Origin of the sequence: Geobacillus sp. LYN3, assembly GCF_003064505.1 — a bacterium.
Taxonomy (GTDB): Bacteria; Bacillota; Bacilli; order Bacillales; family Anoxybacillaceae; genus Parageobacillus_B; species Parageobacillus_B toebii.
In genome coordinates, this window is sequence record NZ_QCWL01000001.1 from 1,605,930 (window position 1) to 1,618,469 (window position 12,540).

Below are 12,540 nucleotides of genomic sequence, written 5' to 3' on the forward strand. Positions count from 1 at the left end.
TCAATATTCACATCATAGACAAGGAAAGAAGAAAATATTCAGCTCACTTTATGATGTGGCTGAATAGTTACGTTAAATAGAATATATTTTCAGGAGGGTATACAACCTTATAAATGCCGTCCGGATCTAGTTTACGAGCTCTCTTCATAATATTGAAAACCTGAATATACTGATCCACCATAAAATCTAAGTCATCAGGATTTCCCAGCGGATTAAGATCAACGGATGGATAAGCCTCAGGATCGCTATGGGCGACCATAATCGTGCCCCTGCTTTTAGGATTAATGTCGAAAATTCCAATACTCATTATATTACTTGATTTTTTCGGATCAAAATCCCAATTATTAATAATGACATCTTGAATAGGGACAAACGATGGTGTTGGGAGTCCAAATAATTGAAGGCGGCGCCTCCTCCGTCTTCCCCTTCAAAAACATTTAACATTTTTCGATTATAAATGCATCCTGTCAGAAAATATACATAAATATTTCATAAATCTCACATAATTATTTGTTATGCTTCATCTTGAAAATACAGATTATGAGAAAAAGGGATCAGTCTATGAAAAAGTATTATCGTTCTTTTCTCTTTTTTATTGTTTTATGGACTCTACCGCTGACCAGCTATGCAGAAGGCAATTTGCAGTCTCTAATTGATAAAGCCCCTGCGCATGGAGTTGCGAAGTTGCCAAGCGGCGTGTATAATGAGACGATTGTCCTCTCCAAGCCTGTTACTTTGGAAGGTATAGGACAAGTTACTATTCGTTCTTGCAGTAAAGAACCTGTTATCACGATACATGGTCAACACGTTACATTGAGAAATATAAATGTGGAACAATGCAGCAACGCGGAGGATACGGAAGCAATCTATGTTACAGGCAAGGGCCATAGATTAGAAAATCTTCATATCAGGACGAAGCAGTTTGGCATAAAGCTTGACCAAGCTAGCAATACAGTTATTGAAGGATGTTCTGTTAAAGGCGAGCAGAAAGGAAACGGGATTGATTTATGGGATTCAGATTGGAATATGATCCATGATGTCCGTATTGATAAAGTAAGAGACGGGATTTACATGGAAAACAGCAACTTCAACCAGATAACTCAAAACTCTATCCGACATTCACGTTACGGCATACATATTATGTTTTCTGATAACGTAACTGTGAAGAATAACGTTTCTAGAGACAATATTACAGGTGCCATGGTTATGGGAACGAAGAGAACAAAAATTGAGGAGAATGAGTTAATATTCAACAACCGGAACGTAAATGCGCAGGGGCTGTTGCTGTATGATGCATCGGAAACAGAAGCTATTCGTAACAAGATTTCTTATAATCGGATTGGTGTTTATGCGGAGAATGCTAGAAATAACCGCATTTTAGCCAATGAAGTTAGAGGCAATTTCATTGGCATACAATTCAAAAATGCGAACGCAAATACCGTATCTGATAATACATTTATTGGAAATGTGAATGAGGCACAGGCGATAAAAAGCTCTGAAAATGCGATTGTGCGTAATTATTGGGATGCGTCTTTAAAGCTTGATGCAACTGGATCAGGGGTTAGTGCCATACCGTATAGAGCTGATCCGTTTTTCTTGACGCTGACGAATGATGTACCAGAATATCAGCTGTTTTTCCAAGCGCCGGGCATGATTGTGTTGCAAAAATTGTTGAAGAGCCCGGATAATGAGGTCATGACAGATGACGCGCCTCTTATGAAACCGGTTGTATATGATGGAAGGATAAATGCGCCATCCAAAATGCTGCTGGGTGCGGTGAGTGCCAGTATGTTTGTGGGAAGTATGAGTTTATTTATAATTGGGAGGAAAAGAAGATGAAGTGGAAAGGTATATTGATTACCATGTTAGCAGTTTTGATATTAGCGGCAGCTGGTTGCGGCAAAAAGGAAGTTAAGCCAATATCCATTGATGAGAAAAATGATAAATGCGCAGTTTGTAATATGGCAGTGATGGATAATCAGTTTGCTACTGAAGTCATTCTTGAGAATGGAAAAGCTCTTGTATTCGATGATATCGGCTGTATGTATAAATGGATAAGCGAGCATAAGGATGAAAAATTACAAGAAATGTTTGTTCGTGATTATAATACAAAAGATTGGATTAAGGCGGACAAAGCTACTTATGTATACAATAAGTCTATTCGGACCCCTATGGCTTACAACGTGATTTCTTTCAAAGATAAAAAAGATGCAGAAAATTTTGTATCTAAAAACAAAGGTACAGTATTAACATATAAAGAGTTAGAAGATCATAAATGGAAAAGAAACAAAGAAATGATGATGAAGATGAAAAAAGAGCATGGCAAGAATATGGATATGAACCATTCGCATTAATAGAGAGGACAATCGTTCTGATTGTCCTTTTTCACAGGAAAGAGGGATCGTATGTGGAACATTTGGTACTCTGAGTGGCGCATGACGATAAGACAGCGTTCTTCCTACATGCTTGTATTGCTCTGGGTAGGTGTTTTGTCTCTCATATTTCTGTTGGAACGGAATACGCCTGCTTTAACTGGATATACAAACATGACAGGAACCATCGCGAATTTGGTGCTATATATTGTGCCGTTGTTTATGCTTATCAGCGGTTCATTTACTATCGCAAACGAGATGGAAAATGGACAGTGGCGTCTGCTATGCACGTATCCATTGTCGACTTCTTCCTATTTAATAGGAAAACTTGCAGGACAATTTACAGCACAAGCTGTTGTATTTACGTTAAGCTTTGGTACGAGCCTTGCAGTCGGTCTGATTAGCGGAAGTGTTTTGTCTGTAAAATGGGTGCTGGCTCTCTATATATTTGCTATATCATTAATTTTTTTCTTTCTTGTGATCGGTTTGGCCCTAGGTGTGTTCGTTGCGACAAGGTGGCAAGCTTTAACACTTTCTGTTGGAGTTTGGTTCTTCTTGATTATGATATGGCCGTCCGCCCTTATCGCTATTCTTGGCTTGGTGCCTTATCCAATGATTGTGCCGCTTCTAAAAATTGCTCTGTTTTGTAATCCAGCAGAATTGCTGCGTATTGTATTTGTGGTTCAACTTGGCGGAGGAGCCGTTTTTGGGCAATCCTACGATGGGCTTGTCACATTTTTGCAGAAAGGAGCGGCATGGGGAATACTAGGTTTATATGTGTTCATTTACACATCTTTTTTGTTCATTCTTTCCGCCTGGAAGCTTGAAAGGAGAAAAGTGCAATGACCTCATTGCAGGTTTCGGAGGTTTCAAAAACATATAAAACAAAAGTTGCTCTTTCCGCATTTTCATTGAAAGCAAAAAAAGGAGAATGCATAGTCTTATGCGGCGGGAATGGTGCCGGAAAAAGCACGCTTCTTCATATTTTAGCAGGTATTTTGGCGCCGACGTCCGGGACAGTAATGTTAAACGATATCAGTTTACAGAAAAATAGAAATGCATATGTCTCACAGATCGGTTACATGCCGGATGAATTTTATGCTCAGCAAATGATGACCGTCCAAGAGTTCCTTTCCTTTTATGCTGCGTTGCGGAAAACGAGAAAGTCAAAAGTACAGGAAATCCTCGAGAGGATAGGCCTAGCGGAGAAAAAGCGAGAACTGGTGAAAAATTTATCGAAAGGAATGCGTCAGCGGCTTTTATTCGGGCAAGCATTGTTGGGTGAACCTGCACTGCTGTTACTGGATGAACCGACAAACGGTCTGGATCCATTCTGGGTCAACATATTTGTGAATCTGCTCAAAGAAATGAAAGAAAGCGGAACCATTATTATTTTTTCAACCCATATGATGGATGTTGCCGCCGAGGTGGGGGACCATATTCTATTCATGAGAGACGGATCCGTGGTCAAGCGTATAAGAAATACAGGTAATAAGGAAGAGACAACCTTGCAGTTGCTGCAGCTGCATCGTCAAATATGAGGCTGTTGAGAGTTCTCAGCCGTAGTAATCTTTCCCTTTAAAAGACTGTTACTTAGTCCAGAAGTAAGGATTAAAAAATGAGAAAATCGATATTTTTATAGAGGGAGGGACGATCAAGCTATTGGGGGGAAATGAATCTACGCGGAAATGCTTCGGCATACGATTTTCATCTCCGCGGCGCCGCCCATGTGGATGGTGATGTAACAGGAGGAACAATTCATGGTTACGGAGAAATGAAAGTGTTCCGCGATTGTGAGGCGGACGTTTTTTCTGTCAAAGGTGCGGTGGAGGTTGGCGGCACCTTAAACGCCGAGCAGGTCGAATTGTACCTCCATTTTGCGGATAGCCGCATCGCCGAAATTGGCGGGAAAACGATTCAAGTCAAACGGAGTAAAGCATTGAGTATTCTTCACTTTTTAAAACGATTTGCTCCCGATTCGGCAAAGTTAAAAGTGGAAACGATTGAAGGGGATGGCATTTATTTAGAACACACCAACGCCAAAATTGTCAGAGGCGACCGCATCATCATTGGTCCAGGCTGCAACATTGATCTTGTTGAGTATCACACAAGCTTTCACCAAGACGAAAAAGCGACCGTGAAAGCAAAAAGAAGATCATAATTTACGGATCGATTAAAAGAAGCGTTTCACGGAATGGCAAACAGGGTTCCGTCCATGAGCATTCATGCCCTTCATGCGATTCTTTCGCCGGAAGCGCGCGCCCATATCCCAGCGTCTATACTCGAAAAAATAACGGCCGCGTTGGCTTCTTCCATCGCGCATACGTTCTTATGGAGCCTAATTCCCGCAGCGCTGACGCTTCTGTTCGTCTTTTTCATGCCAAACGATCGGTTCGCATCGATGCATGCCGCACAAAGCGGCAAGGTGCAGGTCGGGAAGGAATAAATTTCGCGTAATGAAAAAGCGAATGCCGGCAATACACGGCATCCGCTTTTTATTTATACTCTTTTTTTGGCAATCGATTCTTTTTGAAACGAACGAATTAATGAGATGACGATCAAAATCATAATGATCGCAAACGGAAACGCCGCGATGATTGATGCGGTTTGCAGTGCTTCTAAGCCGCCTGTCCAAAGCAAGATAGCAGCTGTTGCTGATTGAACGATTCCCCAAATAAATTTTACCGAATTTGGCGGATTCAACATTCCTTTTGTTGTTTGCATACCGAGAACGAACGTAGCGGAATCGGCTGATGTGACGAAAAATGTACAAATTAATAAAATAGCTAATCCCGACAAAATAGTGCCAAATGGGAATTGCTGCAGTGTGAAAAACAGTGCTGATTCCATCCCTTTTTCGTTAATGACATCGATGATGCTGATATGTTGAAACCGTTCTAGATATAACGCCGAACCACCAAAGACAGAAAACCATAAGGCACTAAATACGGTCGGAACGGCTAACACACCGATCATAAATTCACGTATGGTACGACCTTTTGAGATGCGGGCGATGAACGTTCCAACAAACGGCGCCCACGCAATCCACCATGCCCAATAAAATATTGTCCACGATTTGGGCCAGTCGCTTTGTTCAAACGGCGCCAACCGGAAACTCATGGACGGCAAGTTTTGCAAATAGGAACCAATCGTCGTTGTAAACACATCCATAATAAAATTCGTCGGGCCAACAAAAAGCAAAAAAAACATCAGCAGGACGGCAAGAATGATGTTTATGTTACTCAATATTTTAATTCCTTTATTCAATCCTGTTTGCGCGGAAAGCATAAATAAAAACGTAACAACGATAATGATCAATAATTGAGTTGTAAAGTTGTTTGGTATGGATGGAAATAAATGTGATAATCCTCCGGCAATTTGAATTGCTCCAAGCCCTAACGAAGTTGCAACACCAAAGATCGTTGCGTATACAGAGAGCGTATCAATCGCGACGCCGATAGCGCCATTTATTTTATCGCCAAATATTGGCCGCAATACACGGCTAATAATCCCAGGTTCTTTTTTGCGGAATTGGAAATACGCAAGCGCTAGAGCAATTACACAATAAATCGCCCACGGATGAAGCCCCCAATGAAAAAAGGCATATCGCATCGCCATGCGGGCTGCTTCCGGCGTTTCTCCTTCTCCGGCAGGTGGCGCATAATAGTGGGAAACTGGTTCAGCCACCCCCCAAAACACTAACCCGATTCCCATACCGGCACTAAACAACATCGCAAACCATGTGATGTTGCTATACTCTGGCTTTTCATTGTCTCCGCCAAGACGAATATTTCCGTATTTAGAAAAAATTAAGAACAAACCAAAGGCAAGAAATGTCGTTGCTGCCAATAAATAAAACCAGCCGAATTTATCAGTTAAAAAGGAATGCATTGCTGTACTAACAGCACCTAAGTTATAGTCGGGCAGTTTATTGGCAGGAATCACTCCCCAAAAAATAAATAAAATAGCAATTGCTATTGAAAAATAAAACACGCTTGTTGTTTTTTTCATCTAATTCCTCCTTTAGTATTAGTATGTGCCGATGAGGATCGTGTTAGCGTTTTCGGGTGCCGGAGAAGGAAAGAAAAAAGTTTTCCATTTCTATGGTAACGAAAAAATACAGAAATGGCAATGGATTTGCTTTTATTAACAGGAGACAAGCATTTTTTTTGTAGGGAAACGGTTATGTCATGTAAAATAAAATATTCATGGCAGATAAAAAGGAGGATAGACAATAGTGAATAACAGAATATCCGTAATGGTAAGCATTGTGCTCGCGATGCTCGTGGCATCGATGGATACAACGATCATGAATACGACGATGCCGATCATTGCCAAAGAACTTGGAGGATTTTCTCTTTACGCGTGGTCGTTTGCTTCCTACATGATCACGACGACCGTTCTTTCTCCAATCGCCGGGAGACTTTCCGACATATTTGGGAGAAAGAAAGTATTTAGCTTCGGTATTATTTTATTTCTAATCGGTTCTCTTCTTTGCGGGATGTCGCAAAATATGGTCCAGCTTGTTGTATTCCGCGCCCTGCAAGGAATTGGCGCTGGTTTTATGATGCCTTTTCCTGCCATCATTGCTGGGGATTTATTTCCAATTGAAAAGCGCGGAAAAATTCAAGCGTTTTTTACGGCAATGTGGGGGATTTCCGCGGTTCTTGCGCCGCTGCTAGGATCCTTTTTTGTTGAATACGCATCATGGCGCTGGATTTTTTATGTGAATATCCCGATTTGCTTGCTTTCCTTGCTCACACTATTGCCATATAAAGAAGTGTACGAACCGAAGCGGACGTCGATTGACTATATCGGAGCGGCATTATTTGCGGCCGCGATCAGCCTTTTTCTATTGACGACGGTAGCCGAAAGCAACCATTGGATGTATGTCGGCATTGGCGTTGTGTTATTAGTTATTTTTTACTTATATGAAAAAAAGCAAACGTCTCCGCTTGTTCCATTGACGCTCGTGCAGCATAAAACGTTAAAATGGATGAACATGAACGGATTTGCCAGCTGTGTCGCTTTATTTGGCACGTCTAGCTACATTCCGCTATTTTTGCAAAATATCGCCCATCAATCAGTGTTTGCAAGCGGTGTCGCCCTTTTAGGCATGTCGATTGGCTGGATGATTGCGGCGGTGCCGGCGGGAAAATGGATTTTGCGCTATGGGTATCGCATTTTATTGATTATCGGAAACGTTCTTCTTGTGCTTTCTGGGCTGTTGCTTGCACTTTTAAATGAAAACCACGGATTTTTGTATGTCTTTTTTGCCATGTTCATTCAAGGGCTGTCGTTTGGATTGACATCTACCGTCGGTGTCATCGGCTCGCAGCAGCTTGCCGATGCGCATGAAAAGGGAATTGCGACTTCGTTTTTCATGTTTTGCCGCAACATCGGCACAGCCATTGGTGTAACGATTATGGGCGCCTTTTTAACGAAAGCGGCTGATTTTATGACTGGCATCCATCATCTGTTTTTATTTGGATTTATCGGCAGCATTGTAGCTTTATTCACATCGTTTTTCATTCGTGATGAGTCGGAACAGAAAAAAAATAATTTGCTTCGTTCCGGGGAAATGGCCTAAATATTTAACATGATATACCGATAATAAAGAAGGGAGGGTCATTTCCTTCTTTTTTTGTAGATGGGTTGTTAGATGTGAATAAACGGGGGGATCAGATGATGAAGATGACAGTCCGAAAAAAATTGTATGCAGTATTTGCCGCCGTATATATGCTGTTAATCGCGCTCGTTGGTATAGCTTATTATCAGATTTCTACTATTAATGCTAGTTATACGCGTCTTTTAAATGATAAAGTTTCCAATCTTATCGATGTTAAACAGCTAGAAGTTCTGATCCGGCGTGAGCAAGGGAGCATGCGCGGTTATCTGCTTACCGGCGATCAAACGTCATTGACAAATTTTACGAAAGCGCACGATGAATATGAAAAACTAAGCGATGAACTGGAAAAAATGTTGACAAAGACGGAAACAAAAGAGTTGCTAGCACGATTGAATGAGCTGGAACAACAGTTTTACGAACTAGGGCAAAAAACGTTTCAATTAAAACAGGAAAATAATGTGGAGGCTTATACACAGTTAATTACAACAACAGGAAGGGATATTACTACACAATTTGATGAAGCGGCACGACAACTAGTGGAAATCCAGCAAAAAGATATGAATCAGGCTGACAAGGATGCAACGTCAAAAGCGGCATCCATTAAAGTATGGATGATTATTATCGGAGTCATTGCGCTCGCTATTGGCAACCTCCTTACCATTTACATGAGCCGCAATCTTTCTCGTCCGCTCCTCACCCTTTCTAAAGCGGCAAAACGAATCGCCGATGGTGATTTGACTGGGGAGAAAGTTATAATTCGCAACCGCGATGAAATCGGGGAACTGGCGGCATCTTTTAACCAAATGACGAAAAATTTACGTGATGTATTAGAGCAAGTAGCGATGAATGCCGAACAAGTTGCGGCGTCTTCCGAACAATTGACGGCGAGTGCGGAGCAGACGAGCAAGGCGACAGAACAAATTGCATTAACGATTCAAAATGTTGCTGCAGGTGTGGAAAAGCAAGTGCAGAGCGTAGAAGAAACATCGGAAACGATCGATCAAATGTCTGAGGGAATTCAGCAAATTTCCGAGCGTGCCCAAAACGTGTCGAAAATTGCGATGCAAACGTCGGAAAGAGCATCAGAAGGCGGAAAAACGATTCAAACAGCTGTTGCGCAAATGAATACAGTAAATGACACCGTTGAACGCCTTGCCGGGATTGTGAAAGGATTAGGAAACCGATCCGAGCAAATCGGAAAAATTATCGAAGTGATCAGTGGAATTGCCGATCAGACGAATCTTTTAGCGTTGAATGCAGCAATTGAAGCGGCACGGGCGGGCGAACATGGGCGAGGATTTGCTGTGGTGGCTGATGAAGTTCGGAAATTGGCGGAACAATCCGCACAGTCGGCGCAACAAATTGCTTCATTAATTGCGATGATTCAAGAGGAAACAAATGAGGCGGTTCGCTCGATGGAGACAGTACTGAAAGAAGTAGAAACTGGTACTGGAGCCATCCGCACTTCTGGTGAAGCATTTCAACAAATTCAAACAGCTGTCCACGAAGTCGCGGCACACATTCAAGATGTTTCTGCTTCTGTTCAACAAATGTCAGCCGCTGCGGAACAAGTAGTGCAATCGATGCAGCTAGTGACGCAAATTGCTGAATCTGCCGCGTCTGGAACCCAAGAAGTATCCGCCGCAACAGAAGAACAACTCGCTTCCATGGAGGAAATTTCTGCTTCTGCCGCTTCCTTATCGAAAATGGCGGAAGACGTAAAATCACTTTTAAAACGATTCAACATGTAATGAACGTCCATAACGACGTTCGTTTTATTTTTGAAACGTTTTACCGGACCGACTAACACATTAAATTTTTTCTATATGTAAATCTTTTGTCCATTTGGATATAATAAATAAATGTATATATTACTGATGGAAGAAAGTAGTGGAATTGCAAATGGGAGAGAAGCTTGTCGTCATCATTGGACCGACCGCTGTAGGAAAAACAAAACTAAGCATCGCTTTAGCCAAGCGGTTAAATGGGGAAATCATCAGCGGGGATTCGATGCAAATTTATAAAGGAATGGATATCGGAACAGCAAAAATTAAACCGGAGGAAATGGAAGGGATTCCGCATCATTTGCTTGACATTAAAGAACCGTGGGAATCGTTTTCCGTTGTCGAATTTCAACAAATTGCCCGCTCGCTTATTCACGAAATTTCCGGGCGTGGGCGTCTGCCGATGATTGTTGGTGGTACAGGGCTTTACATTCAATCCGTCATTTATGATTACCGTTTTTCGGACGCCCCTTCCGATGAAGCGTATCGTCGTCATTTGCGACAGATCGCCGAGGACAAAGGAGAAATGGTTCTTTATGAGATGCTTAGTGCCATTGATCCGGAAAGCGCGGCGCGAATTCATCCGCGCAACATTCGCCGCGTCATCCGCGCACTAGAAATATATCATTGCACAGGCAAGACGATGACGGAATGGCAGCGCGGGCAAACGAAAAAACTTCTTTATGATGTGGCAATTATCGGGCTAACGATGAAACGCGAACAGTTATATCGTCGTATTAATGAACGGGTAGATCAAATGATTGCCGAAGGGCTTCTGGAAGAAGCGAAAGCATTATACGACCGTGGCATTCGCGATTGCCAATCCGTCCAAGCGATTGGTTATAAAGAGCTGTATGACTATTTTGATGGGCGCGTTTCCTTAGAAGAAGCGATTGAGCGGCTAAAACAAAATTCACGCCGCTATGCGAAACGCCAGCTGACATGGTTTCGCAATCAAATGCCTGTTCAATGGTTTGATATGACGGATGCAGCAAAGTTTGATGAGAAAGCGGAGGAAATTTTTCAGTACATAGCAGGAAAGCTTCAATTAGAAGCGAATATATAAAAATTAGGTAGAGAGAAAAAGAGGAGGACGTCTCATGAAAAATTCCATTAACATTCAAGACCAGTTTTTAAATCAGTTGCGCAAAGATGGAACACAAGTCACCGTATTTTTGCTAAATGGCTATCAGCTAAAGGGTTACATCAAAGGGTTTGACAATTTTACCGTTTTGTTGGAAGTCCAAGGAAAGCAGCAGCTTATTTATAAGCATGCGATTTCTACGTTCGCGCCGGAAAAAAACGTTCGGTTTGAAACAGAATAATCGGCGTGTCTAAAATTTTTGGATAACAACGCGAACAGCGAAGTGCCCGCCTTTTTAGACGGGCACTTTTTTACGCGTAAAAATCGACCGTGCTGAATAAAATATACAAACTTTTATTTCTTCGGAAATCGCAAAAATAGACAATCGTTAGTAGATGTTGTCGTTTGGTTTCTTTCATTTGGGCGATTGTCACGAATTGGTGATGATGAACGTATACTGATAAAGAACAAGGCGACAAAAAAGGTAGCCATGAAAATGGTGAAGTGAGGTGACGCTCCATTGTCTGAATTAACAATGAACAAGGCAAAAGGTCAAATTAATATTGTGCTCAATTCGAAAAATATTAATCATCTAGTCAAAGAAGATCGGAATGATTTTATTAATTATGAAGAACATCACATATTAAAAGATATTCAAAAAGAACTTGATCAACTTATCGGCCTTGATCATGTAAAAAAAATCATTAAAGAAATTTATGCGTGGCTATATATTAACAAAGTTCGCAAAGAAAATGGGTTAAAATCGAATAAACAAGCGCTTCATATGATTTTTAAAGGAAATCCCGGCACAGGAAAAACGACGGTAGCACGTTTATTGGGAAAACTGTTTTTTGAAATGAACGTTCTTTCGAAAGGGCATTTTATTGAGGCAGAACGGGCCGATTTAGTCGGAGAATATATCGGACATACAGCAAACAAGACGAGAGATTTAATTAAAAAGGCGCGCGGCGGCATTTTGTTTATCGATGAAGCGTACTCGCTTGCCCGCGGCGGAGAAAAAGATTTCGGGAAAGAGGCAATCGACACTCTTGTAAAGGGAATGGAAGATTATTGTGATGATTTAGTGGTCATTTTAGCAGGGTATCCGAAAGAGATGGACTATTTTTTATCATTAAATCCAGGTTTGCCTTCCCGCTTTCCATTGACCATCGAATTCCCTGATTATACGGTCGATGAACTAGTGAAAATCGCAAAACAGATGTTGCATGAACGGGAATACGAATTTACACCGGAAGCGGAACGAAAACTATATTATCATATCGAAGAAGTGTTGGAGGATAAACATCGCGGAAAATTCAGCAACGGGCGCTACGTGCGCAACTTGATTGAAAAAGCAATTCGCAAACAGGCGGTGCGCCTGTTGCGTGAAGGGCGATATGATAAAAAGGAACTAATGCTGATCCGCGATCGGGATCTTATAGTTGGTTCGTAAGCAAGAAAGGGAGTATCTCCCCTTTCTTTTTTTATGCAAAATGAAGGAGTTTTTTATAATATGTAGAATAGAAATAAGTAAGGCAAGTGGATCATTAATTTTCTGAATAGTTAGTATATTTATTTCATTATGTATATTCTTACAATAATAACTGCTACGAAAGCCCGTGACTTTAGTCATCGGGATGAAGTGGCTGAATAATAAAATTATTAGAATAT

13 protein-coding genes are annotated in these 12,540 nt (G+C 41.4%); 11 read left to right on the plus strand and 2 right to left on the minus strand.

The features are described from left to right. Window positions 1-67: 67 nt before the first annotated feature. Window positions 68-259 carry a hypothetical protein gene (locus DCC82_RS18060; RefSeq protein WP_233252951.1) on the minus strand — a complete coding sequence of 64 codons (192 nt, stop codon included), beginning with the start codon at window positions 257-259 and terminating at the stop codon, window positions 68-70. A 302-nt stretch (window positions 260-561) separates the two neighbouring features. Between DCC82_RS18060 and DCC82_RS08395 the strand changes: the two genes are divergently transcribed. From DCC82_RS08395 to DCC82_RS08420, 6 genes are all read left to right on the plus strand, one after another. Further along, window positions 562-1,839 carry a right-handed parallel beta-helix repeat-containing protein gene (locus DCC82_RS08395; RefSeq protein WP_108430322.1) on the plus strand — a complete coding sequence of 426 codons (1,278 nt, stop codon included), beginning with the start codon at window positions 562-564 and terminating at the stop codon, window positions 1,837-1,839. Beyond that, on the plus strand, window positions 1,836-2,354 hold the full coding sequence (locus DCC82_RS08400) for a nitrous oxide reductase accessory protein NosL (protein ID WP_015863541.1): 519 nt from the start codon (window positions 1,836-1,838) through the stop codon (window positions 2,352-2,354). The genes DCC82_RS08395 and DCC82_RS08400 overlap by 4 nt, the downstream gene beginning before the upstream one ends. Window positions 2,355-2,405: 51 nt before the next feature. Beyond that, entirely contained in the window at window positions 2,406-3,218 is an 813-nt protein-coding gene (locus DCC82_RS08405; RefSeq protein ID WP_015863542.1) for an ABC transporter permease, read from the plus strand. Continuing rightward, complete coding sequence (locus DCC82_RS08410; protein WP_097354355.1) at window positions 3,215-3,913, plus strand: ABC transporter ATP-binding protein; 699 nt, start codon at window positions 3,215-3,217, stop codon at window positions 3,911-3,913. The genes DCC82_RS08405 and DCC82_RS08410 overlap by 4 nt, the downstream gene beginning before the upstream one ends. Window positions 3,914-4,044: 131 nt before the next feature. Further along, on the plus strand, window positions 4,045-4,533 hold the full coding sequence (locus DCC82_RS08415; RefSeq protein WP_108430323.1) for a bactofilin: 489 nt from the start codon (window positions 4,045-4,047) through the stop codon (window positions 4,531-4,533). Window positions 4,534-4,587: 54 nt separating this feature from the next. Beyond that, a complete protein-coding gene (locus DCC82_RS08420) occupies window positions 4,588-4,818 on the plus strand; it encodes a hypothetical protein (protein ID WP_041269619.1) in 231 nt (76 codons plus the stop codon). Window positions 4,819-4,871: 53 nt separating this feature from the next. On the opposite strand, the gene DCC82_RS08425 is transcribed toward DCC82_RS08420, so the two are convergent. Then, window positions 4,872-6,383, minus strand: coding sequence for a glycine betaine uptake BCCT transporter (locus tag DCC82_RS08425; protein WP_108430324.1), 1,512 nt, complete (start codon window positions 6,381-6,383; stop codon window positions 4,872-4,874). A gap of 226 nt (window positions 6,384-6,609) precedes the next feature. Here DCC82_RS08425 and DCC82_RS08430 point away from each other — a divergent pair, with 226 nt between their 5' ends. From DCC82_RS08430 to spoVK, 5 genes are all read left to right on the plus strand, one after another. Next, window positions 6,610-7,962 carry an MDR family MFS transporter gene (locus tag DCC82_RS08430; RefSeq protein ID WP_108430325.1) on the plus strand — a complete coding sequence of 451 codons (1,353 nt, stop codon included), beginning with the start codon at window positions 6,610-6,612 and terminating at the stop codon, window positions 7,960-7,962. Window positions 7,963-8,060: 98 nt separating this feature from the next. Continuing rightward, the gene (locus tag DCC82_RS08435; protein WP_108430326.1) at window positions 8,061-9,752 is read left to right on the plus strand and encodes a methyl-accepting chemotaxis protein; all 1,692 of its coding nucleotides are present in this window, start codon (window positions 8,061-8,063) and stop codon (window positions 9,750-9,752) included. 151 nt (window positions 9,753-9,903) lie between these two features. Continuing rightward, entirely contained in the window at window positions 9,904-10,851 is a 948-nt protein-coding gene (gene miaA / locus DCC82_RS08440; RefSeq protein ID WP_062678323.1) for a tRNA (adenosine(37)-N6)-dimethylallyltransferase MiaA, read from the plus strand. Window positions 10,852-10,885: 34 nt separating this feature from the next. Then, window positions 10,886-11,110: an RNA chaperone Hfq gene (gene hfq, locus DCC82_RS08445; protein ID WP_015863548.1), complete on the plus strand. Its 225-nt coding sequence runs from the start codon at window positions 10,886-10,888 to the stop codon at window positions 11,108-11,110. A 279-nt stretch (window positions 11,111-11,389) separates the two neighbouring features. Continuing rightward, entirely contained in the window at window positions 11,390-12,322 is a 933-nt protein-coding gene (gene spoVK / locus DCC82_RS08450; RefSeq protein WP_015863549.1) for a stage V sporulation protein K, read from the plus strand. The last annotated feature ends 218 nt before the right edge of the window (window positions 12,323-12,540 follow it).

What these genes read in the sequence shown, in the direction of transcription:
- DCC82_RS08395 (WP_108430322.1), top strand. Translation starts at nt 562, where the DNA reads ATGAAAAAGTATTATCGTTCTTTTCTCTTTTTTATTGTTTTATGGACT.
- DCC82_RS08400 (WP_015863541.1), top strand. Translation starts at nt 1,836, where the DNA reads ATGAAGTGGAAAGGTATATTGATTACCATGTTAGCAGTTTTGATATTA.
- DCC82_RS08425 (WP_108430324.1), bottom strand. Translation starts at nt 6,383, where the DNA reads ATGAAAAAAACAACAAGCGTGTTTTATTTTTCAATAGCAATTGCTATT.
- hfq (WP_015863548.1), top strand. Translation starts at nt 10,886, where the DNA reads ATGAAAAATTCCATTAACATTCAAGACCAGTTTTTAAATCAGTTGCGC.
- DCC82_RS08410 (WP_097354355.1), top strand. Translation starts at nt 3,215, where the DNA reads ATGACCTCATTGCAGGTTTCGGAGGTTTCAAAAACATATAAAACAAAA.
- DCC82_RS18060 (WP_233252951.1), bottom strand. Translation starts at nt 259, where the DNA reads ATGGTCGCCCATAGCGATCCTGAGGCTTATCCATCCGTTGATCTTAAT.
- DCC82_RS08415 (WP_108430323.1), top strand. Translation starts at nt 4,045, where the DNA reads ATGAATCTACGCGGAAATGCTTCGGCATACGATTTTCATCTCCGCGGC.
- DCC82_RS08420 (WP_041269619.1), top strand. Translation starts at nt 4,588, where the DNA reads ATGAGCATTCATGCCCTTCATGCGATTCTTTCGCCGGAAGCGCGCGCC.
- miaA (WP_062678323.1), top strand. Translation starts at nt 9,904, where the DNA reads ATGGGAGAGAAGCTTGTCGTCATCATTGGACCGACCGCTGTAGGAAAA.
- DCC82_RS08405 (WP_015863542.1), top strand. Translation starts at nt 2,406, where the DNA reads ATGTGGAACATTTGGTACTCTGAGTGGCGCATGACGATAAGACAGCGT.
- DCC82_RS08435 (WP_108430326.1), top strand. Translation starts at nt 8,061, where the DNA reads ATGAAGATGACAGTCCGAAAAAAATTGTATGCAGTATTTGCCGCCGTA.